General features: G+C 71.7%; 18 protein-coding genes and 1 pseudogene. 14 read left to right on the top strand and 5 right to left on the bottom strand.

All coding sequences use genetic code 11. The features are described 5' to 3' along the window. Positions 1-112: 112 nt before the first annotated feature. The 4 genes from ACZ5WE_RS21725 (at position 113) to ACZ5WE_RS21710 (ending at position 6,661) form a co-directional block, all read left to right on the top strand. Positions 113-556 (top strand): SRPBCC family protein, encoded by a 444-nt coding sequence (locus ACZ5WE_RS21725; protein WP_467691350.1) that lies wholly within the window; start codon positions 113-115, stop codon positions 554-556. 217 nt (positions 557-773) lie between these two features. After that, on the top strand, positions 774-3,194 hold the full coding sequence (locus ACZ5WE_RS21720; protein WP_467691348.1) for an MFS transporter: 2,421 nt from the start codon (positions 774-776) through the stop codon (positions 3,192-3,194). Positions 3,195-3,353: 159 nt separating this feature from the next. Then, positions 3,354-5,780: an ATP-binding SpoIIE family protein phosphatase gene (locus tag ACZ5WE_RS21715; protein ID WP_467691346.1), complete on the top strand. Its 2,427-nt coding sequence runs from the start codon at positions 3,354-3,356 to the stop codon at positions 5,778-5,780. 155 nt (positions 5,781-5,935) lie between these two features. Continuing rightward, a complete protein-coding gene (locus ACZ5WE_RS21710) occupies positions 5,936-6,661 on the top strand; it encodes a class I SAM-dependent methyltransferase (protein ID WP_467691344.1) in 726 nt (241 codons plus the stop codon). A gap of 60 nt (positions 6,662-6,721) precedes the next feature. Here the strand turns inward: ACZ5WE_RS21710 and ACZ5WE_RS21705 are convergent, their stop codons facing one another. Beyond that, positions 6,722-7,024 (bottom strand): hypothetical protein, encoded by a 303-nt coding sequence (locus ACZ5WE_RS21705; RefSeq protein ID WP_467691342.1) that lies wholly within the window; start codon positions 7,022-7,024, stop codon positions 6,722-6,724. A gap of 116 nt (positions 7,025-7,140) precedes the next feature. Between ACZ5WE_RS21705 and ACZ5WE_RS21700 the strand changes: the two genes are divergently transcribed. After that, positions 7,141-7,332, top strand: a complete 192-nt coding sequence (locus ACZ5WE_RS21700; protein WP_467691340.1) for a hypothetical protein — start codon at positions 7,141-7,143, stop codon at positions 7,330-7,332. Here ACZ5WE_RS21700 and ACZ5WE_RS21695 read toward each other — a convergent pair. Then, the gene (locus ACZ5WE_RS21695; protein ID WP_467691338.1) at positions 7,316-8,257 is read right to left on the bottom strand and encodes a LysR family transcriptional regulator; all 942 of its coding nucleotides are present in this window, start codon (positions 8,255-8,257) and stop codon (positions 7,316-7,318) included. The genes ACZ5WE_RS21700 and ACZ5WE_RS21695 overlap by 17 nt on opposite strands. Positions 8,258-8,511: 254 nt before the next feature. Here ACZ5WE_RS21695 and ACZ5WE_RS21690 point away from each other — a divergent pair, with 254 nt between their 5' ends. The 9 genes and pseudogenes from ACZ5WE_RS21690 to ACZ5WE_RS21650 all read left to right on the top strand — a co-directional run bounded on the left by ACZ5WE_RS21690 (position 8,512) and on the right by ACZ5WE_RS21650 (position 19,772). Further along, complete coding sequence (locus ACZ5WE_RS21690; protein WP_467691394.1) at positions 8,512-9,912, top strand: MFS transporter; 1,401 nt, start codon at positions 8,512-8,514, stop codon at positions 9,910-9,912. A gap of 171 nt (positions 9,913-10,083) precedes the next feature. Continuing rightward, on the top strand, positions 10,084-10,917 hold the full coding sequence (locus ACZ5WE_RS21685) for a M55 family metallopeptidase (protein ID WP_467691336.1): 834 nt from the start codon (positions 10,084-10,086) through the stop codon (positions 10,915-10,917). Continuing rightward, entirely contained in the window at positions 10,910-12,262 is a 1,353-nt protein-coding gene (locus tag ACZ5WE_RS21680; RefSeq protein WP_467691335.1) for a M20/M25/M40 family metallo-hydrolase, read from the top strand. Before ACZ5WE_RS21685 ends, ACZ5WE_RS21680 begins: the two co-directional genes overlap by 8 nt. Positions 12,263-12,298: 36 nt before the next feature. After that, the gene (locus tag ACZ5WE_RS21675; RefSeq protein ID WP_467691392.1) at positions 12,299-14,293 is read left to right on the top strand and encodes an LpqB family beta-propeller domain-containing protein; all 1,995 of its coding nucleotides are present in this window, start codon (positions 12,299-12,301) and stop codon (positions 14,291-14,293) included. After that, positions 14,290-15,213 carry a S66 peptidase family protein gene (locus ACZ5WE_RS21670; RefSeq protein ID WP_467691333.1) on the top strand — a complete coding sequence of 308 codons (924 nt, stop codon included), beginning with the start codon at positions 14,290-14,292 and terminating at the stop codon, positions 15,211-15,213. Before ACZ5WE_RS21675 ends, ACZ5WE_RS21670 begins: the two co-directional genes overlap by 4 nt. A gap of 151 nt (positions 15,214-15,364) precedes the next feature. After that, positions 15,365-17,185: an alpha/beta fold hydrolase gene (locus ACZ5WE_RS21665; RefSeq protein WP_467691332.1), complete on the top strand. Its 1,821-nt coding sequence runs from the start codon at positions 15,365-15,367 to the stop codon at positions 17,183-17,185. A gap of 131 nt (positions 17,186-17,316) precedes the next feature. Next, positions 17,317-17,565: a LapA family protein gene (locus tag ACZ5WE_RS21660; protein ID WP_467691331.1), complete on the top strand. Its 249-nt coding sequence runs from the start codon at positions 17,317-17,319 to the stop codon at positions 17,563-17,565. Positions 17,566-17,576: 11 nt separating this feature from the next. Beyond that, positions 17,577-17,711 (top strand): annotated as a pseudogene (locus ACZ5WE_RS21655) (GNAT family N-acetyltransferase); the annotation flags it as partial. Positions 17,712-17,792: 81 nt separating this feature from the next. Beyond that, entirely contained in the window at positions 17,793-19,772 is a 1,980-nt protein-coding gene (locus ACZ5WE_RS21650) for a DUF5107 domain-containing protein (protein ID WP_467691329.1), read from the top strand. A gap of 38 nt (positions 19,773-19,810) precedes the next feature. Here ACZ5WE_RS21650 and ACZ5WE_RS21645 read toward each other — a convergent pair whose 3' ends face one another. From ACZ5WE_RS21645 to ACZ5WE_RS21635, 3 genes are all read right to left on the bottom strand, one after another. Then, positions 19,811-21,106 carry an amidohydrolase family protein gene (locus ACZ5WE_RS21645; protein ID WP_467691327.1) on the bottom strand — a complete coding sequence of 432 codons (1,296 nt, stop codon included), beginning with the start codon at positions 21,104-21,106 and terminating at the stop codon, positions 19,811-19,813. 214 nt (positions 21,107-21,320) lie between these two features. After that, positions 21,321-22,004 carry a GntR family transcriptional regulator gene (locus tag ACZ5WE_RS21640; protein ID WP_467691326.1) on the bottom strand — a complete coding sequence of 228 codons (684 nt, stop codon included), beginning with the start codon at positions 22,002-22,004 and terminating at the stop codon, positions 21,321-21,323. Between the two features lie 52 nt (positions 22,005-22,056). Beyond that, on the bottom strand, positions 22,057-22,410 hold the full coding sequence (locus ACZ5WE_RS21635; RefSeq protein WP_467691324.1) for a VOC family protein: 354 nt from the start codon (positions 22,408-22,410) through the stop codon (positions 22,057-22,059). Between the last annotated feature and the right edge of the window lie 50 nt (positions 22,411-22,460).

The raw sequence follows: 22,460 nt of genomic DNA, 5'->3' as shown, positions 1-22,460 counted from the left end.
GTGCGACCCGGTGGCGACCCGGTCCCTCGGCGACCCCGATTTGGGGGCCCGGTACGCAGGGTGGTTGGCTTCCGGGGATCACCCTGAACAACCAAGTGCTGGAGGAAGTGCCATGGCGCAGGTCGAGGCGACCACGGAGCGGATCATCGCGGCGCAGCCGGAGGGCGTCTTCGACGCGCTCGCCGACTACGAAGGCACGCGTCCGAAGATCCTGTCGGGGCACTTCAGCGAGTTCGAGGTGCGCGAGGGCGGCGACGGCGAGGGGACGCTCGTCCACTGGAAGCTGCAGGCCACCAGCAAGCGCATCCGGGACTGCCTCCTCGAGGTCAGCGAGCCGACCGACGGGGAGCTCGTCGAGAAGGACCGCAACTCCTCCATGGTCACCACCTGGACCGTGACTCCGGCCGGTGAGGGCAAGGCGCGCGTGGTCGTCACCACCGTGTGGAACGGCGCGGGCGGCATCGGCGGCTTCTTCGAGAAGACCTTCGCCCCCAAGGGGCTCGGCCGGATCTACGACGAGGTGCTCGGCAAGCTCGCCGCCGAGGTCGAGAAGTGAGCCGGCATCTGAGAGGTCCTCAACTCCGGTAACCCATAAGGGTTGTTGTCACGCTCACCGTTTCGAGTGGTTTTCCGTTCGGGCCAGTTGTACGGCGTAGGGCTCCCACCGGCGCATACGTGCGCCGAACCCCACGCAGGGGCGACTCGTCGCGCTTGCTCGCAGTTGTCGCGTAATGCGAGAAATGCGGCGCAGGCGCAGACGAGGGGAGCAGGACGTGGGCGGCACGACGCTGGTGAAGGGCGCCGAGCGGGGGGACTTGGCGGCGGCTGTGGGGCCTTCGGACCCTCTGGGCGTCGAAGAGGCGCCACCGCCCCAGGAGCACGCATCGGCGGTGGCGGGGCTCAGCCCCGGGCGCGTCCGGATGGTCTTCGTCGGGCTCATGCTCGCCCTGCTGCTCGCCGCGCTCGAGCAGATGATCGTCGCCACCGCGCTCCCGAAGATCGTCGGTGAGCTGCACGGCCTGGACAAGATGTCCTGGGCGATCACCGCCTATCTGCTCACGTCCACGATCGGCTTGCCCATCTACGGCAAGCTCGGGGATCTCTTCGGGCGCAAAGGCGTCTTCCAGTTCGCGATTCTCATCTTCATCATCGGCTCCGCGCTTGCCGGTTGGTCGCGCACGATGGACCAGCTCATCGCCTTCCGTGCCCTTCAGGGCATCGGCGCGGGCGGCCTCATGATCGGCGTACAGGCGATCATCGCGGACATCGTCCCGCCCCGGGAACGCGGCCGCTACATGGGCCTGATCGGTGCCGCGTTCGGCCTCGCGTCGGTCGCGGGACCGCTGCTCGGCGGGTTCTTCACCGACCACGTCACCTGGCGCTGGTGCTTCTACTTCAACGTGCCCTTCGGCCTTCTCACCTTCGCTGTCGTCAGCTTGGGGCTGAAGCTGCCCAAGCCCACCGCGAAGGCCCGACTCGACGTGCTCGGCGCGCTGTTACTCGCCTCCGCCTCCACCTGCCTCGTGCTCCTGACCAGTTGGGGCGGAACCGAGTACGCGTGGGGATCGCGCGTCATCCTGGGGCTCGCGGCCGGGGCCTTCGCCTCGGTCGTGCTCTTCGTCGTCGCCGAACACTTCGCCGCAGAACCGATCATCCCGCTGCGCCTGTTCCGCGATCCGGTCTTCAACGTCACCGGTCTCGTGGGCGTGGTCGTCGGCATCGCCCTCTTCGGAGCGGCCAGTTACCTGCCGACGTTCCTGCAGATGGTCGACGGCGCGAGCGCCACCGAGTCCGGACTGCTCATGCTCCCGATGATGGGCGGCATCGTCGGCGCCTCGATCCTCTCGGGCCAGCTCATCAGCCACACAGGCCGCTACAAGATCTATCCGGTCATCGGCGGCATCCTGTCGGTCATCGGCATGTGGCTGCTCTCCCGGCTCGAAGCCGACACATCCCGGCTGCACTACAGCATCTGGATGGCCGTACTCGGCGCGGGAGTCGGCCTCGTCATGCCGGTGCTCATCCTCGCCGTGCAGAACGCGGTACGTCCGTCCGACCTCGGCACGGCCACCAGCGCCAACAACTACTTCCGGCAGATCGGCGGCAGCGTCGGCGCCGCGATCTTCGGCACGCTCTTCGCCGACCGGCTCGCGGACACGCTCGAAGACCGCATCCCGGCCGGGGCCGGTCTTCCGGACCCCGAGGCCATCACCCCGCAGCTCGTCCACGCGATGCCCGCCCCGCTGCGCGAGGGCTACATCCAGGCGTACGCCGACGCGATGCCCCGGATCTTCCTCTACCTGGTGCCGGTGCTCGTCCTCGGCATGCTGATCACCTTCTTCCTCAAGGAGACACCCCTGTTGTCCAGCGCAGCGTCCCAGGACGCCCCCACGGCCGAGCCCACGCCCATCCCCCAGGCCCGCACGTCGTACGCCGCCGGGGTGCCCGTCTGCGGCACCGTGCAGCATCCGGACGGCACCGTGGTGCCCCGCGCCGCCCTGACCCTCATCGACGTCGGGGGCCGGCAGATCGGCCGCGGCGCGAGCGGCGAGGACGGGCGGTACGCCCTGTCCACGCCGGGCTCGGGATCGTTCGTCCTGATCGCGGCCGCGGGCGGTCACCAGCCACAGGCGGTCACCGTGACCGTCGGCGAGCGTCCCGTGGAGCTCGACGTGGTGCTCGGCGGCGCTGGACGCCTGGCCGGCAGCGTGGTCACCGCGGACGGCACTCCGGTCAGGGACGCCGCGGTGACCCTCACCGACGTCCGCGGCGAGGTCGTCGCCACCACCCGCAGCGGGCGCGAAGGCGGCTATGTGATCACGGAGTTGGTGGCGGGCGAGTACACCCTGGCCGCCAGCGCACCCGCCTTCCGCCCGGCGGCCCTGCCCGTCAGCGTGCAGGCATCCCGCGAGACCCGGCAGGACGTCGAGCTCGCGGGCGGTGCCGTCCTGCGCGGGACCGTGCGGGCCAGTGGCGGGCGCCCCGTGGAGGACGCCCGCGTGACGCTCCTCGACGCGGCGGGCAATGTCGTGGACACCCTCACGACCAGTCAGGACGGCACCTTCCGGTTCATCGACCTGTCGTCCGGCGAGTACACCGTCATCGCCGCGGGCTACCCGCCGGTGGCGACCGTGCTCCAGGTCGCGGGCGGGGGGCGCACGGAGCGGGATCTCCAGCTGGGCCACGAGGACTAGCCCTGCCGGGAGCTGTCCGGCGGGGCGGAGGGGAAACACCCGCCGGAGGCGCCCCCGCGGAGCCCAATTCCCCCATTGCCCCGCACGGCAACCTGTGCCGGTCGTACGGTGGTCGGGGCGGCCCAGGCCTTCGCGGTGCCGCCGGAAGGAGCGTTGGCCATGGAATACGGCACCCCGGACGGGCCGGTGGCGCAACATGCCGTGGCCGGCCGGATCCCACTCGCCGTGGTCGTGATCGACGGCGCGGGCCTCGTCTCGCACTGGAGCACCGGCGCGCGGAAGCTGTTCGGGTACGCCAAGGAGGCGGCCGTCGGAAGCCCGGCGGGCGACCTGCTTCCGGTGGCCGGCGCGATCCCCGAGGGGCACGCGAACTACGGCGAGTACGACGGTCTCGGCCCCGACCTGGAAACCTCCCTCGACGGACGCATCTCGTACCCGGCCGCCGGACGCGCGCGGCTCTCCGTCCCCGGCGGCGACCACCACCGCGTGGACGTCCTGTGGTGGGCCTACCCCCTCATCGGCCCCGGACCGGAGCGCCTGCTCGTACTCGCGGCGGACGCCGACCGGCTGGCCGACGACGACGATCGGGATCCGGGCCAAGTCGAGCGGATAGCCCCGGGGTTCGCCCTGCACACGGATTTCCCCGGGGCGGACGAGCTGGCCGAGCGGCTGCCCGAGATCCTGCCCAGCATGAGCGTGGGCGAGAGCTCGCGCATCGTGGCGCAGGTCCTTGAACTGGGCTATCCCGTCCTGGAGTTCAGCCAGCACGACCGTGTACCCGTCACCCCCGACTGGGGTGTGCCGCGCCGCGCCGAGCGCAAGGCACGCAGGCTGCGCGCCCAGCAGGCCGCGGCAGCCGGCCTCCCGCCCCGGCCCGCCGCGTCCGACGAGGTCGAGGACCTCGAATACGCGGCGGTGCGCGAGCACCTGGAGTTCCTGAACGAGGTCAGCGGGCGCATCGGCTCCTCCCTCGACCTCTCGCGAACGATCCTCGAGGTCAGCCGGGCCGTCGTGCCCCGGTTCACGGACGTCGCGGGCACCTACCTGCGCGAACAGGTCGTCGCGGGAGAGGGCTTCCCCGAGGGGCCGCCGGACGAGACCACGCTGTGGCACCGGGTCGCCGTGGAGCACACGGACGAGCCGGGCCGCTGGGACGACGTCGTACCCGTCGGCGAATCCATGCCGTTCCCGTCGCACACGCCGTTCTTCCAGTGCATGACCTCCGGCGATCCGGTCCTCGTGCCGCGCATCACCGAGGAGATGGGCAACGCGATCGCCTCGCAGTTCGAGAAGCGCGACATCCGCCCGCTCATCAACCACCGCTCGATGCTCGTCGTGCCCCTGAAGGCCCGCAATGTGGTGCTCGGATTCATGATCCTGCTGCGCCACCAGGAGCGGCCCGTCTTCAACGACATGGACCGCGTCACCGGCGCCGAACTCGCCGCACGCGCGGGCCTCGTGCTCGACAACGCCCGCATGTACACCTACCAGGAGAGCGTCGCCGACACCCTCCAGGACAGCATGCTCCCGCACATCGAGCCGCGCATGACGGGCTGCGACATCGCCACGCGCTATCTGCCGGGCACGCTCCTCGGCCGGGTCGGCGGCGACTGGTTCGACTCCGTGAAGCTGCCCGGATCGCGTACGGCGCTGGTCGTCGGCGACGTGATGGGGCACGGCCTCAACTCGGCGGCGATGATGGGCCAGTTGCGCACGGCCGTACAGACCATGGCCGCCCTGGACCTGCCGCCGGCCCAGCTCCTGCGCAACCTCGACGACCTGGCACAGCGCCTCGGCGAGCACTATCTCGCGACGTGCCTGTACGCGGTCTACGACCCCATCGCGAGCGAGCTGCACCTCGCCAACGCGGGCCACATCCCGCCCGTCCTCGTCCGCGCCGACGACGGCCGCAGCGAACTCCTCGACCTGCCCACAGGAGCACCCATCGGCGTGGGAGGCGTGCCCTTCGAGGCGGTCACCGTGCGCGTCGCGCCCGGTGACCGGCTCCTGATGTGCACCGACGGACTCGTCGAGGTCCGCGGCGAGGACATCGGGGTCGGCCTCGCCACGCTCACCGAGTCCGCGGCCCACCCGGCCGCCTCCATGGACGCCGCCTGCGACACCATCATCCGAGCCCTCAACACACGCGGCGGCCGCAAGGACGACGTGGCGCTCCTGATGGCTCGCCTGAACGGTGTCGCGGACGAGGACGTAGCGAGCTGGCGGCTCGCACTCGACCCGAGCGAGGTGAGCAGGGCGCGCGAGCTGGTCCGCGACCAACTGAGCGCCTGGGCCCGCGACACGCTGTCCGAGACCGCGCAGCTCCTGGTCAGCGAGCTCGTCACCAACGCCGTACGGCACTCGCGCGGCGGCCGCGTGGAACTCCGCCTGGTCCGCTCGGGGGCCACACTGATCTGTGAGGTCGAGGACGACGACCACACCCTGCCCACACTCCTGAACGCGGGCCCCGGCGACGAGTTCGGGCGCGGACTGCGGATCGTCAGCGTGCTCGCCAAGGAGTGGGGGACCAGCCGTACGGCCTCCGGCAAGACCGTGTGGTTCGAGATGGGGCCGCCGCGCAAGTGAGGGCTCAGCACGCCCCGCGGGGGCGTGCGCGAGGAGGGAACGTAGCAAAGGCGCTCCGATTGATTGCGCCGGTGACTTGTCCATGCACCCCGGGCGCGATAGACCGATCTTGCCGTCGGCTTCGGCGGTCGTCGTCGCATCCTGGGGAGCTGGGCATGAGCGTCACGAGTCGGTACAGGGAGGCCTGGGAGGGGTTCTGGCGGGAGGCTCCGGGCGAACCGGGTGCGGTCTTCTGGGACGCCGAACCCGCGCTCACCGTCGGCATCCACCTCTCCCTCTTCGAACCGCACGTGGCGGCCGCGGGACTGCCCCTCGTGGACCTCGGCTGCGGCAACGGCACCCAGACGCGCTTCCTCGCCGACCGCTACCCACGCGTCCTGGGCGCCGATCTGTCCGCCGCCGCCCTGCGCCACGCACGGAACGCCGACCCGGCGGGACAGGTGGAGTTCCGGCAGGTCGACGCCGCGGAGAAGGCCGAGGCCGAGCAGCTGCACGCGGAACTCGGCGACGTGAACGTCTATATGCGCGGGGTGCTCCACCAGTGCGATCCCGACGACCGCCAGCCGCTCGTCGACGGCATCGCGGCGCTCCTCGGCGAGCGCGGCAGAGCGTTCGTCGTCGAGCTCGCCGAGGCCGCGGGGACGGTCCTGAAAGGCCTCGCCCAGAGCCCCGAAGGACCGCCGCCGAAGCTGGCGCCGGTGTTCGCGCACGGCATCGCGCCGGGCGAGGTCGAGGACGCCGCGGTGCCGGAGTACGTCGCGGGGGCGGGCCTTTCGGTGCTCGCGGACGGTGAACTGCCGCTCATCACCACCGAGTTCACCCCGGACGGTACGCGGATCGAGTTGCCGTCCAGGTGGCTGGTGGTGGGCCGGGCGGGGTGAGTGGCCGCTCCTGATGTCCCATGTGGTCCGCCACTGGCAGAGCAGGGTGCCGGGCGCCGCCTATCTGGTGTGCGTGGCCACCCAGGCCATCGTCGTCCTCGCCGCCACGGTGGCCACCGCCGACCGGCAGGCGTGGCTGATGTGGCCCGCCCTCGTCCTCTCCGCCATCGGCCTCGTCCTGTACGCGGTGGTGCTGCTCCGCTTCGACTTCCGCCAACTCGCCTCCGGGCGGGGCGACCACTGGATCATCGCCGGGGCCATGGTCATCTCCGCCCTCGCCGGATCGAAGCTGGTCGCCGCCGCCGTGCCCGGCGGTGCTCTGCGCTGGGCGACTCCGGCGCACGACGTCCTGCGCGTCCTCACCCTCGTCGCGCTCGGCCTCGCCTTCGCCTGGTACGCGCTGCTCGTAGCCTGTGAACTGCGGTGGCCACGTCCCTACTACGACGTACGCCGCTGGGCCACCGTCTTCCCCCCTCGGCATGACCGCCGTCGCCGCGCTCTCCGTCTCCACGGCCGCGGACGTTCCGGCGCTCTGGACCTGCGGGAAGGTGCTGCTCTGGCCGGCGCTCGCGGTCTGGGCCTTCGTCGCCGTCGGCGCGGTCCGTTCGGCGCGCGCGGCGCGCGGACGCGCCGGGTCCCCGGCTCCAGCCGGCCTCAGCCCGCCGCGGTGAAGGCCCCCGGCACCACACTCCTGGGATCTCCCTGCGCCACTTCACGGGCCGCCTCGCGGGCGGTCCTCGCGAATGTCTCGATCGCTCCCGTGCCGTGCCCTGCCCGCCACACCAGGCCGTACCCGACCGGCTCGGAGTCGGCGAAGGGCACGTACGCGACTCCGGGCCGTGAGAAGTACGTCCCGGTGTGGGCGGGAGCCAGGAAGGCGCCCTTGCCGCCCGCGACCATCATCAGCGCCTCCTGCATGTTGGTCACGCCGGGACCGCGGCCGATCGGACGGCCGGACGGGGTCCGCGCGGGTACGCGCTGCTCCAGCCAGTAGTCGGGCACCTCGCCCTCGATCGTCAGGAGCGGCACGTCGGCCAGGTCCTCGAGGGACACCGCGTCCCGACCGGCCAGCGGATGCGCCGAAGCGATCGCCAGGACGCGCTCCTCCGCGAGCAGCGCGGGACCACCGCCCAGGTCCTCCTCGCGCACCGGGAACTCCGTGAGCTGCACGTCGAACTCACCCTTGCGCAACTGACCGTACGGATCACCGAGCGGCACCTCGCAGATCTCCACGGCGAGCCCCGGATGGCTCACGCGCAGCGCCTCCGTCGCCCGCATCACGATCTCGCCGGCCAGCGGATTGGCGAAGCCGACGTGCAGCACACTGTCGATGCCGCGCGCGGTGGCCGCGGCCCGCTCGACGGCGGCGTCGATCGCCCGGTGATGCGGTTCCAGATCGGAGCGGAGCTGGCGGCCGAGGGCCGTGAGGCCGACGCGACGGCTCGTGCGGACGAACAGCGGTGCGCCGACGCGGCGTTCGGTGCGCTGGATCAGCTGGCTCACCCGGGCGCGGGACAGCCGCATGCGCTCGGCCGTCCTGCCGAAGTGCAGCTCATCGGCAAGGAGCAGAAAGCACTCCAGTTCATCGCGTTCCATCGACGTCCCCCCAGGCAGCTCGGATCTGGCTCGGATCTGGCTCGGATCGGTAAGCCTGGTTGAACGAACGTTGCGATCTTCACCGTTGTTCCGCCGCACGCCCTGATCGAGGGTGAGTGAGCCGGGAAATCCCCGCACCATCGGTCAACTGACGGAGAACAGACGTGAGTTCGCGAAGAGAATCATCAGCCGCGGCGCCGAGCGCGTCCCCGGCCGCCTCCCCTGTCACCTTCAGGCCCCGCGAGTGGGGCGTCCTGCTCGTCCTGTGCGGCGCGATCTTCCTCGAGGGCATCGACGTCGCCATGCTCAACGTGGCCCTGCCCTCCATCCGCGCCGACCTCGGCCTGTCGACCGGCTCCCTGCAGTGGGTCATGAGCGCCTACGTCCTCGGGTACGGCGGCTTCATGCTGCTCGGCGGCCGTGCCGCCGACCTCTTCGGGCGGCGGCAGATGTTCGTCCTCTGGCTCTCCGTCTTCCTGGTCTTCTCCGGGCTCGGCGGATTCGCCACCGAGGGCTGGATGCTGATCGTCGCCCGCTTCGTCACCGGCGTCGCCGCGGCCTTCATGACCCCCGCGGGCCTCTCCATCATCACCACCGGTTTCGAGGAGGGCCCGCGCCGCAACAAGGCGCTGCTCTTCTACTCGGGTACCGCCGCAGGCGGCTTCTCCATCGGCCTGGTCGTCGGCGGTCTGCTCACCGCGGTCGGCTGGCGCTGGGTCTTCTTCGTGCCCGTGGTGCTCTCCGCCCTGATCCTGGCCGCCGCGCTCGCCTACGTCCCCAAGTCCCCGCGCCCCGACCGCACCGGGCAGAGCGTCGACCTGGTGGGCGCCCTCACGGTCACCGCCGCGATCGTGCTGCTCGTCCTCGGCGTGGAGCGCGCCTCCCACGCGAGCGCCGCCGCCACGATCGGCACCCTCGGGGCGGGCCTCGCCCTCCTCGCCGTCTTCGTCGCCGCCGAGCGCCGCTCCGCCTCCCCGCTCGTGCGCCTCGGGATCTTCCGCAGCGGCGCCCTGGTCCGCGCCAACCTGGCGGGTCTCTTCTTCGCGGGCGGCTTCTTCGGATTCCAGTTCCTGGTCGTCCTCTACCTCCAGGAGCTGCGCGACTGGTCCACGCTCCAGACCAGCCTCGCGATGATCGTCATCGGTCTCGACGCGGTGCTCTCGCCCACCGTCACCCCCAAGCTGGTCGAGCGCTTCGGCAACGCCCGGGTGATCTTCGGCGGTCTGCTCCTCGCCGCGCTCTCCTACGCCCTGTTCCTGCCGGTCGGCGCCGACTGGACGTACCTGGCGATGTTCCCCAGCCTGATCATCCTCAGCCTCGGCTTCGCCCTCACCTACGGTCCGCTTACCATCGTCGCCACCGAGGGCGTCAAGGAGGAGGAGCAGGGCCTGGCCGGCGGGCTGCTCTACACCGCCTTCCAGTTCGGTGCCGCCCTCGGCCTCTCCACGGTCACCACCGTCAACGTCGCGGCCACCACGTCGGGTTCGCCCTCCGCGCTCCTCGACGGCTACCGCGCGGCCCTCTGGGTCCCGCTCGCCGCGGCCCTGCTCGCCGCGCTGATCAGCGCCTTCGGTCTCCGCTCGCGACCCGGCACGGTGACGGCGGCCGGCGAACCGGCGGCCGGGCGCACCCCCGAGATCCCCGCGGCCCGCTGAACCGCCACCCCGCCCGGGAAGGAGCACCCGACATGCCGCCGACGAGGCCTCCCGGCGCCACGCCTGGGGCCTGCGCACCCGGACCTGCGCAGCACCCTCTGGTGACCGGCGCGCGACGCGGTCGCCGACGGATCTGGTCCAGGAGTTGGCGACCGCGTAGCGTGAGGCGGCATGAAGATCCTGATCAGCGCAGACATGGAGGGGGCCACAGGTGTCACGTGGCCGGCCGACGTGCTGCCCGGTACGCCGCAGTGGGAGCGGTGCCGTTCGATGTTCACCTCGGACGTCAACGCCGCCGTGCTCGGCTTCTTCGACGGGGGCGCCGACGAGGTGCTCGTCAACGAAGCGCACTGGACCATGCGCAATCTGCTCCTCGAGAACCTGGACGAGCGGGCCGAGATGCTCACCGGGCGGCACAAGTCCCTCTCCATGGTCGAGGGCGTCCAGCACGACGACGTGGACGGCATCGCCTTCATCGGCTACCACGCGGGCGCCGGCATGGAGGGCGTGCTCGCGCACACCTACCTCGCCAACTCGATCACCGGAGTGTGGGTCAACGGCGACCGGGCGAGTGAGGGGCTGCTCAACTCCCATGTTGTCGCGGAGTACGGAGTACCCGTCATCCTGGTCACCGGCGACGACCTGGCCTGCGACGACGCGCTCGGCTACGCGCCGGGCGCGCTGAAGGTCGCCGTCAAGGACCACGTGTCGCGGTACGCGGCGGTCTGCCGCACCCCGCGGCGGACCGCATCCGACATCCGGGCCGCGGCGAAGGAGGCGGCGCCGCTCGCGGTGCGGCACGAGCCGGTCCAGGGCGGACCCTTCACCGTCGAGCTCGAGTTCGATGCCGAGCACCTGTCGATGGCGTCCACCGTGGTGCCGGGCGTGCGGCGCACCGGCGAGCGGAAGATCGCGTACACCAGCGAGACCATGTACGAGGGCATTCGTACGTTCAAGGCGGTCACGACGATCGCATCGGCGGCCGTGGAGGAGCAGTATGGCTGAGGAGCAGCCGGGGCATCGGGCCACCGGACACGTCGACGAGCAGGCGCTCGACGAGGTCGTCCGGTTCACCTCCGACCTCATTCGCATCGACACCACGAACAGGGGCGGCGGCGACTGCCGGGAGCGGCCCGCCGCCGAGTATGCCGCCGAGTGTCTCGCCGGAGCCGGGCTCGAACCGAGGCTCCTGGAGCGGACACCGGGCCGTACGAACGTCGTGGCACGCATCGAGGGCACCGACCCCTCTGCCGAGGCGCTCCTCGTGCACGGTCACCTGGACGTCGTGCCGGCCGAGGCCGCCGACTGGAGCGTGGACCCCTTCTCCGGGGAGATCCGCGACGGCGTCGTGTGGGGCCGCGGCGCCATCGACATGAAGAACATGGACGCGATGATCCTCTCCGTGGTGCGCGGCTGGGCGCGTGCGGGAGTGCGGCCACGGCGGGACATCGTGATCGCGTTCACCGCCGACGAGGAGGCGAGCGCCGAGGACGGGTCCGGCTTCCTCGCCGATCAGCACGCGTCCCTCTTCGAGGGCTGCACGGAAGGCGTCAGCGAGTCCGGTGCCTTCACCTTCCACGACGGCCGCGGCAACCAGCTCTACCCCATCGCCGCGGGGGAGCGCGGCACCGGCTGGCTCAGGCTGACCGCGCGCGGCAGGGCGGGCCACGGCTCGAAGGTGAACCCGGACAACGCCGTGAGCAAGCTGGCGGCCGCGATCGCCCGCATCGGTGAGCACCGCTGGCCGGTGAGGCTCACGCCGACGGTCCGGGCCTCCCTGAGCGAACTGGCCGCGCTGTACGGGGAGCACGCCGACCTGGACGTGCCCGGATTCGACGTGGACGCGCTCCTGCTGAAGCTCGGCCAGGCCGCAGACCTCGTCGCGCCGACCGTCCGGGGCAGCGCCAACCCGACGATGCTGCACGCGGGTTACAAGGTCAACGTGATCCCCGGGGAGGCCGTCGCCTACGTGGACGGCCGGTATCTGCCGGGTGGCGAGGAAGAGTTCGCCGCCACCCTTGACCGGCTCACCGGAGTGGACGTCGACTGGGAGTTCCACCACCGTGAGGTGGCGCTGCAGGCGCCGGTGCACTCCTCGACGTACGCGAAGATGCGGGCAGCCGTCGAGGAGTTCGCACCCGAGGGACGGGTCGTGCCGTACTGCATGTCCGGCGGCACGGACGCCAAGCAGTTCTCGCGACTCGGCATCACCGGCTACGGCTTCTCGCCGCTGAGGACACCGGAGGGCTTCGACTACCAAGCGCTCTTCCACGGAGTCGACGAGCGCGTTCCGGTCGACGCGCTGCACTTCGGCGTCCGTGTACTCGACCGCTATCTGAGAACGGCCTAGGGAACACAACCGATCATGGGGGAAGAAAAGGACATGATGGAGACCCAGGCTTACGGATCATGGCCGTCGCCCATCGACGCGGCGCTCGCCGCCGCCCACGACGGTTCCCCGGCCCATGTGGGTTTCGTGGGGGACGAGGCGTGGTGGACCGAGCCGAGGCCCGCCGAAGGCGGCAGGCGCGCTCTGGTGCGGCGGCGTCCGGACGGCACGGAGGAGTCCGTGCTGCCCGAGCCGTGGAACGTGCGCAGCCGGGTCATGGAGTACGGGGGGCGTTCATGGGCCGGGGCCGATGGCCCTGACGGGCCGCTGGTCGTGTTCGCCGACTTCTCGGACCAGCGGCTGTACGCGTACGCGCCCGACGCCCCCGGGGCCGCGCCGCGTCCGCTGACCCCGCTCTCCGACGTGGGCGGCGGCCTGCGGTACATCGACCCGTGCGTGCACCTGGACCGGGGCGAGGTCTGGTGTGTCCTGGAGGAGTTCACGGGGGAGGGGCCGACCGACGTACGGCGGGTCATCGTCGCCGTGCCGCTCGACGGATCGGCGGCCGGTGACCGCGCGGCGGTGCGTGAACTCTCCGACGAACGCCACCGGTTCATCACCGGGCCCCGCCTCTCACCGGACGGCGCCCGCGTGGCGTGGATCGCCTGGGACCACCCCCGGATGCCGTGGGACGGCACGGAGCTGCTGGTCGCCGAGGTCCGCGCGGACGGCACGTTCGGTGCGCCGCGGGTGTTCGCCGGCGGCCCGGAGGAGTCCATCGCGCAGGTGGAGTGGGCCGCCGACGGGCGCCTCCTCTTCGCGAGCGACCGCACGGGGTGGTGGAACCTCTACCGCGGTGACGCCTTTGACGGCGGGAGCTTCTCGTCGGGAGTACCGCTCTGTCCGCGCGAGGAGGAGTTCGGCGGCCCCCTCTGGCAGGTCGGCTCCAACTGGTTCGCGCCCCTGGACAGCGGCCTTGTCGCCGTCGTGCACGGCAAGGGCGCCACCGCCCTCGGCGTGCTCGACCCGGAGACCGGCGAAGTCGTCGACGCGGCGGGCCCCTGGACGGAGTGGGCGGCGACCGTCGCGGTGAACGGCACCCGCGCCGTCGGCGTCGCGGCGAGCCCCCGCAGCGCGTACGAGGTCGTGGAGCTGGACGCGAGCACCGGCCGCGCCCGCGTGATCGGCGCCGCGCACGACGACCCGGTGGACACCGCGTACTACCCCGAGCCGCGCATCCGCACCTTCAGCGGCCCGGAGGGCCGCGAGATCCACGCGCACGTCTACCCCCCGCACCACCCGGCCTGCATGGCTCCCGACGAGGAACTCCCGCCGTACGTGGTGTGGGTGCACGGCGGCCCCACCAGCCGCTCCCCGCTCGTGCTCGACCTGGAGATCGCCTACTTCACCTCGCGCGGCATCGGCGTCGCCGAGGTCAACTACGGCGGCTCGACCGGTTACGGCCGCGCGTACCGCAACCGCCTGCGCGAGCAGTGGGGCATCGTCGACGTAGAGGACTGCGCGGCCGTCGCCCTGGCCCTGGCCGACGAGGGCACCGCCGACCGCGACCGCCTCGCGATCCGCGGCGGCAGCGCGGGCGGCTGGACCACGGCCGCCTCGCTGACCACCACGGACGTGTACGCCTGTGGCACGATCATCTACCCCGTGCTCGACCTCACGGAATGGGCCGCGGGCGGAACCCACGACTTCGAGTCGCGCTATCTGGACTCGATGATCGGTCCTTTCGACGAGGTGCCCACGCGGTACGTGGAGCGTTCCCCCGCCGAGCACGCCGACCGGGTCAGTGTGCCCTTCCTGCTGCTCCAGGGTCTTGACGACGTGATCTGTCCGCCCGAGCAGGCCGAGCGGTTCGTCTCCGAACTGGAGGGGTGCGGCGTGCCCTACGCCTACATCGCCTTCGAGGGCGAGGGACACGGTTTCCGCCGGGCGGACACGCTGATCCGGGCCCTGGAGGCGGAACTCTCCCTGTACGCGCAGGTGTTCCGCCTGAAACTGTCCGGGGCCGCGCCCACCTTGGAGCTCGCCAAGTGAAGTCCCTGACGCGTCCCGCGCGGCTCACCCCCGGTGCGCGAGTCGCCGTCGTGGCGCCCAGCGGTCCCATTCCGGAGGAGCGGCTCCAGACGGGCCTCGACATCCTGCGCGGCTGGGATCTGGAGCCGGTCGTCATGCCCCATGTCCTGGACGTGGGCGGGGAGTTCGGCTACCTCGCGGGCAGGGACGCCGACCGTGCCCGTGACCTCCAGGAGGCGTGGTGCGACCCTTCCGTCTCCGCGGTGCTCTGCGCGCGCGGCGGCTATGGTGCCCTGCGCATGGTGGAGTTGCTTGACTGGTCGGCGATGCGGGCGGCGGGCCCTAAGGTGTTCGTCGGCTACAGCGACATCACCACGCTGCACGAGGCGTTCGCGGCGCGGATGGGCCTCGCGACGCTGCACGGCCCGATGGTCGCGGCCCTCGACTTCCTCAAGAGCGCCCGTGCTCAGGAGCACTTGAGGGCCACGCTCCTCGCGCCCGAGCAGGTCCAGGTGATCGCGTCGGGCGGAGCCGCGCTCGTGCCCGGCCGCGCGCGGGGCATCACGCTCGGCGGCTGCCTCTCCCTGCTGGCTTCGGACGTCGGCGCCCCTGAGGTGCGTGCGTCGGCGCGGGGCGGGCTGCTCTTCCTGGAGGACATAGGCGAGGAGGCGTACCGCATCGACCGCTATGTCACGCAGCTGCTGCGTGCCGGGTGGCTGGAGGGGGTGCGCGGGGTCGCGCTCGGCTCGTGGGTGGACTGCGAGCCGTACGACACGGTGCGGGCGCTGTTCCTCGACCGGCTCGGCGGGCTCGGGGTGCCCATCGTCGAGGAGTTCGGGTTCGGGCACTGCGACGGGGCGCTGACGATTCCGTTCGGGGTGGCGGGTGAACTCGACGCGGGGGCGGGGACGTTGACGCTGGATGTGCCCGCCCTGACGTGAGGACGCGCGGTCGCCTCCCTCGCTGAATTTCCGTCAATTTCTGCGACAAACTCCCGTCCCGAGCGTTGACCCGGACCTGACACGTGTCACAACATGGCCCTGGCCGGTTACTTACCGGTCGGTAGTCGGCTGTCCTCAGCGTGGAGGTCTCGTGTCCCGTCGTACCGCACCCCGTTGTGCCCGCTCCCGCTCCCGCTCCCGCTCCCGTACGCCGCTCGCCCTCGCCGTCGGTGCCGCACTGGCCGTGCCGCTGGCCGTCGTGGCGCCCGCTCCCGCGAGCGCCACCGGTCAGTTCACCGTCACCCCGCTGAAGTTCACGGTCGAAGCGGGCGGCAGGAGCTGCTCGGTCGACGCCGACCTCTACCGCCCCGCCGGAGTGGACGCCGCGCACCCCGCCCCCGCCGTCCTCACCACCAACGGCTTCGGGGGCAGCAAGTCGGACGGCTCGACGGCGGCCGCCGGCAAGGCCTTCGCCGAGCGCGGCTATGTCGGGCTCGTCTACTCCGGGCTCGGCTTCGGCAAGTCCGGCTGTCTGATCTCCCTCGACGACCCGAAGACCGACGGCAGGGCGGCATCCGGACTCGTCGACTTCCTCGCGGGCAAGCGCGCGGCCGACGACGGCACGACGGTCGACTACGTCACCAAGGACGCCGCAGCCGATCCGCGGGTCGGCATGATCGGCGGTTCCTACGGCGGGGCGATCCAGTTGGCGACGGCCGCCGTGGACCGCCGGGTCGACGCCCTCGTACCGATGATCACCTGGAACGACCTGGGCTACTCGCTCGACCCGAACAACGCGACCGACCGCGGCGTGCCCGGCGCCGCCAAGTGGCAGTGGATGAACGGCTTCTACCTCATCGGCGAGGGCCAGCCGCTCCTCGAACCGAGCCTCGACCCCTCCCGCGTCAACTCCCTCACCTGCCTGCACTTCGTCACCAAGGCCTGCGAGACGATCCGTACGCTCAACTCGGGCCGCTACCCGGCCGACAAGACCGAGGCCCTCCAGGAGTACGCCCGCAGCGTCTCGCCCGTCTCCTACCTGCCGCAGGTCAAGGCGCCGACGCTGCTGATCCAGGGCCAGGCCGACAGCCTCTTCAATCTCAACGAGGCGCAGGCGACGTACGAGACGCTCAAGGCGCAGGGCACCACGACGAAGATGATCTGGCAGTACGGGGGCCACAGCGGAGGCCTCACCGACCCCGGGTCCGGTGAACTCGACCTCTCCGAAGGGAACTTGGAGACCAGCTACGTCGGCAAGCGCGTCCTGTCGTGGTTCGACCGCTATCTCCGGCAGAAGAAGGGCGTCGACACCGGGCCCGCCTTCGCCTACCACCAGGACTGGGTGCCCGCCGACAGCGGACCGGACGGCTCCTATGCCACCGCCGCGAAAGTGCCCGCCCTGAGCCGGAAGCTGTACCTGTCGGGTGACGGCAAGCTCGTCGACGCCCGCGAGAAGGTCGCGCGCGGCAGCCGTGAGTACCGCAACTGGCTCATCCCCACCAGTCACTCCGAGAGCTCCCTCGCCGGCCTCATCGGCCTGCCCGACCCCGCGCCGCGCGACACCAAGGGCACCTATCTCGACTGGACGACGGAGCCGCTGAGCGCCGCCGTGGATGTGGTGGGCTCCGCGAAGGCCACCCTCAAGGTCGTCTCGCCGAGGACCGAGCGGGTGCAGAACTCCGGCGACGCGGCCGACAAGCTGGTCCTCTTCGCCAAGCTGTACGACATCGCGCCCGACGGCAGGAAGACGCTGGTGCACCGCCTCGTGGCGCCGGTGCGCGTGCCCGACGTGACGAAGCCGTTCACCGTCTCACTGCCAGGGATCGTGCACCGGTACGAGGCGGGGCACAAGCTGCAGTTCGTGGTGGCTGCCAGCGACGACGCGTACGGGGGCAACAGGGGTGTGAAGCCGGTGACCGTCACCAGCGCGCCCGAGGACACCGGGGTGGTCGAGCTGCCCGTGGTGGGCTGACCCGGCCCGGGCTCACCCGTACGGCCCCCACCCCCGCCCCGGAGGGGCATCCACCGCGCGCAAACCCGGTCCAGCTGCCCATGCTGGTCACCGGGGGAGGCCGGTCGATGCTCCGAGGGAAAGGTCCACGCATGAGTCCCAGCTCCTCCACGGGCGGATCGAAGAGCGGCGCGGGCGGCGTCGGTGGCGTCATGACACCCGGCAGGATCGCCGTCCTCGTGGTCGCCGTCCTCACCCTGGTCCTCATCTTCGAGAACACCCACCACACCAAGATCAGACTCCTGATCCCCGAGGTGACGATGCCGCTGTGGGTGGCACTCCTCGGCACCGGCCTGATCGGCGCGCTGTGCGGGGCGTACTTCATGCGGCGACGGAAGTGAGGACGGGGCCCCGCCCGGGCAACACCGCGTCGATCGCGCTCGCCCGCCGCTGCGGCTGCCGGCTCGAGGGTTTCTCGCCGGACTTCCTCCACACCGACGGCGCCCGGCGCGACCACGAACGATGGGCGCTGACCGCCACGGATTAGCCGTGCCGTGGCCGACGCCGCGCGCCTTTGCGGAATCCTGACCGGGACAGCCCCTGGTCGGCACGGCGTCGAGCGTGTTCCATGGTGATCGTGACGACCACCGTGCGACGTGACGTACTGACGCTGCCCGCAGCCCCGTTGGGCCCCGAGAACCCGCTGCCGCCGCTGCGGCCGCTCCGTGAAGTGCACACGCTGGACGGGCGCGGCAGACAGGGGCTGCCGCGTGACATGGCGCGGCAGCTCGGGTACGCGCCGCTGCGCGGCGTCCTGCCCACGCGGGTGCTCGACGGGTACGGGCGCGAGCGGACCGACACGACGCTCGACACGCTGGTCATCGAGAACGACCGGCTGCGCGCCACCGTTCTGCCGGGTTTCGGCGGTCGCGTCCACTCCCTCTTCCACAAGCCGACCGGACGTGAACTCCTCTACAGCAACCCGGTGTTGCAGCCCGCCGCCTTCGCGCTGAACGGCGCCTGGTTCTCCGGCGGCATCGAGTGGAACATCGGCGCCACCGGCCATACGACGCTGTCCTGCGCGCCCGTGCACGCCGCGCGGGTGACGGCGCCCGACGGCGGCGAGATGCTGCGGCTCTGGGAGTGGGAGCGGCTGCGGGACGTCCCCTTCCAGGTGGACCTGTGGCTGCCCGAAGGCTCCGACTTCCTCCACGTCGGCGTGCGGATCCGCAATCCGCACGAGAAGGCGGTGCCGGTCTACTGGTGGTCCAACATCGCGGTCCCGCAGGAGCGCCGGGTCATAGCCCCGGCCGACGAGGCCTGGCATTTCGGCTACTCGGGCGTGCTGCGCAAGGTGCCGGTACCGGAGACCGACGGGGTGGACCGGACCTATCCGCCGCGCAGCGAGTACGCCGCCGACTACTTCTACGACGTACCGGACCGCACGCGCCGGTGGATCGCCGCGCTCGACGACGACGGGCACGGCCTCGTCCAGACGTCGACCGACCTGCTGCGGGGTCGCAAGCTCTTCGTATGGGGATCCGGCACGGGCGGGCGGCGCTGGCAGGAGTGGCTGACGGAGCCGGGCACCGGCGGGTACGCGGAGATCCAGGCGGGCCTCGCACGGACCCAGCTGGAGCACGTACGCCTGGACGCGGAGGGCGAGTTCGCCTGGCTGGAGTCGTACGGACCGCTGTCGGCGGACCCGGGCCCGGTGCACGGCTCCGACTGGCGGGCCGCGCGCGACGAGGTGTCGGGGCGGCTCACGGACGCCCTGCCTCGGGACGCCGTGGAGGCGGCGTACGACGCCTGGCGGCCGAGCGCGGACACCGAGCCGGGCGAGGTCCTCGCCACGGGGTCCGGCTGGGGCGCGCTCGAAGTCCTGCGCGCCGGCTACAAGGTGCCGGGCACGCCGTTCGCCGAGTCCACGCTCGGCCCCGAACAGGAGCCGTGGCTCGAGCTGTTGCACTCCGGCGCCGTCCCCGAGCCGCGCCGGGTGGCGCCGCCGGGGCCGACCCTGGTCGCCCCGCACTGGCGCGACATGCTGGAGACGGCGCCCGCGAGGCCGGTCGCGGAGTACCACCTGGGCGTGGCGCAGTGGCACGCGGGCGACCTGGCCCAGGCGGTGCGCAGCTGGGAGCGAGGCCTCGAACTCGCGCCGTCACGCTGGCCGTTGCTGCGGTGCCTCGCGGTCGCCGACCAGGATTCGGGCCACATCGAGCGTGCCGCCGACCGGTACGCGGAGGCCTTCGACGACCTGTGCCAGGAGCGGCGCGACGACGGAGCCCTGTGGACGGCCGCGAGCGCCGCGCTCGGCAGGGAGGCGACAGGTGTCCTGCTCGCGGCGGGGCGAACGACGGCGGCACGCGGCGTGTGGGAGCGCCTGCACCCCGACACACGCGCCGAGGGCCGCTTCCGTCTGGTGGAGGTCCAACTGCTCGTCGCGGAGGGGGAGAAGACCCGGGCGCGGGCGATATTCGACGAGGGCTTCGAGGTGGCCGACCTGCGCGAGGGCGCCGAAATCCTGGGCGAGCTGTGGCGCGCGGTGTCCGACGACCCGCTGCCCGCTCGGTACGACTACCGGATGCGGGAGGCCGGCGACGAGTGAGGTCCTGGGGGCGGGGCCGGCCGCCCCCAGGCGACCGACTACACCAACTCGCCGTCCCTGGCCACGACATGACCGCCGTGCACCACCCTGTCCCGCTGCGGCATGTCCACCAGGACCTGCGCCAGGCACTCCCCGCGTACGAGGATGAAGTCGGCCGGAGCGCCGGGCTTCAGGTCCGCGTGGTCCAGGCCCATCACGTCGGCGCCGCCGTGCGCGCCCACGCGGTAGCAGTCGGCGAGCTCGTCGTCGAGGCGGACGTCGGTGACCCAGCCGAGGATGTGCGTACGGTGCAGCATGTCGGCGTTGCCGAACGGGCTCCACGCGTCGCGCACCCCGTCCGAGCCGAGCCCCACCCGCACCCCGTGCTCGCGCAGCTTCGCGATCGGCAGGACCAGCGACTCGTTCGGCGCGACCGTGGTCAGGGAGATGTCCTGCTCGCCCAAGTCGGCCGCCATCTCGCCCAGTTCGGAGTCCGAGAGATTCGGCAGGCAGAAGACGTGGCTGACCGTGACCTTGCCGCGCAGCGAGAGCGCGCGGGTGCGGTCGATGATGGCCCGCAGGACCTTCGTACCCTTCTCGTCGCGGTCGTGGAGGTGGATGTCCACGCCGACCCCGTGGCGGTCCGCGAGGCCGAAGACCAGGTCGAGCTGTTCGTCCATGGCGTTGTCGAAGCTGATCGGGTCGATGCCGCCGACCAGGTCGATGGCGCCGGAGCGGGCCGCTTCCTCCAGGAGCTCGGCCGTGCCCGGGGTCCGGATCACGCCGTGCTGCGGGAACGCCACGATCTGCACGTCCAGGGCGTCCCGCAGCCGCTCGCGGGCCGCGTTCACGCCCTCGACGCCGGCCAGGTCGTAGGCCGGTGCCACGTCCACGTGGGCGCGCATCGCGCGGGTGCCACGGGTCACGGCGTGCGCCATCAGACCGTGCGCGCGCTCGCCGACGGGACGTGCCTGGCTCTTGAACAGCTCCACGTCCTGGGCGCAGTAGTCGGCGATGCCGCTCGCCGGCTTGCGCGTCACCCAGGAGCCGCCCCACGTCGTCTTGTCCGGATGGATGTGGGCGTCCACGAGCGACGGCAGGGCGACCCGGCCGCCACCGTCGATCACCCTGGCTCCCTCGGGCGCCCGGCCGCTCGTGATCCGGCCGTCGACGACCGTGAGGTCCACGGGAGTCTTCGCGCCGAAGGGGCGGACGTCGCGGAACACCACGGCCTTGGACCGGCGACCGCCACCGCGGGACGAGGCAGTGGCCGGCGAACCGGCCGACACGGCGGCTCCGGTGCCCGCGAACGCGGCGGCGGCGCCGAGTACGCCGCGACGGGTGAGGGGCGTCATGGGGGCTCCTTCAGGGGGCTGGTGCGCGGGGAGGGAACGCGTCCGCAGTTTGTATACCAAGCCGAAGTGGGCCCGCAAGGGTGGGATGGAAATATGCAGGTTTATGGAGGGGATTGCGGGGAGATACTCGGGGCTGGCGTTCACGTGAGGAAAGCTTGGTATACAGATGCTGCTCTCGGGTGCCGCTCACAGAGGCTGCTCTCAGGCGCTGCTCTCAGGTGCCGCTTTCCTCGAAGAGCGACCGCAGTGCCACCACCTGGCTGTCCCGCACGTGCAGCAGCGTGCTCGCCGCCGCCGTCTCCTCGTCGCCCGACGCGATCTGGCGGTAGATGAGGTCATGCTGGGCCCGCATGTGGTCCGGCTCGGCCCGCATGCCGAACAGGAGCTGGAGCTGCCAGCTCAGTTGCTCCATCGTGCGGGCCAGGAGCGGATTGCCGGAAAGCGTCACGATGCCCTCGTGGAAGGCCGTGTGCGCGGCGACCTCGCGCGCGCCGTCGTCCACGTCCGACGCCTGTTCGGCCTGGTGGAGCGTGGCCCGCAGCCCGTCGAGACCCGGCGGCTCGTCCGGCGCGCTCTGCGCGACCCTGCGCGCCGCGAGCCGGGACGCCTGGACCGCGAGCGGCTCCCACACCTCGTACAAGTGCCGCACGTCGGAACGTTCCAGGCGGCGCACCCGCACCCCGCTGTGCGGCAGGAGTTCGAGCAGGCCCTCGGCGACCAGCGCGCGCATCGCCTCCCGCACGGGGACCCGCGACATCCGCAGCTCCTCGGCGACCTCACGCTCCACGAGACGTGAGCCCAGCGGATAGCGGCGGTCCACGATGCGCTGCCGGACGGCCGCGCGCGCCTGGGCGCTCAACGAAACCCGTTCCGTACCGTCCGCCGTACTGCCCGCCACGTGCACCGTCCTCCGTTCGGCCTGCCTGCCGTGGAGGATACGGGCAGACCGGTCAGGTCGCGGGGCGCCGGTCCGCGTACTCGAAGACCGTGCCGTCCGGGTGCACCGCGATGAGGTTGCGGCCCACCGGCGTCGGGACGGGGCCCGCGATGACACGGGCGCCGGACGCGTTCAGGACGGAGTAGGCCTCGTCGACGTCCGGTACCGCGATCGTCGCCGAGACCTTCCGGAGGATCTCCAGCTCGCGCTCGGGCCCGCTCATCAACAGAAAGCAGCCGACCGCCGCGACCGAGACGCCCTCTCGCTCGAAACGGTGCGCGGTACCGCCCGCGAGGCGTTCGTAGAAGGCGACCGAGGACTCCAGGTCCTCGACGCAGATACGCAGCGTGGCTCCCAGGATCTCCATACGGCGAGCCTAGTTGGCCCGGCCGGCATCCGAGATCGTTTCGGCGGACT

Source organism: Streptomyces sp. NPDC033180 (assembly GCF_055577645.1).
This window is presented reverse-complemented; position numbering and strand designations above follow the sequence as displayed.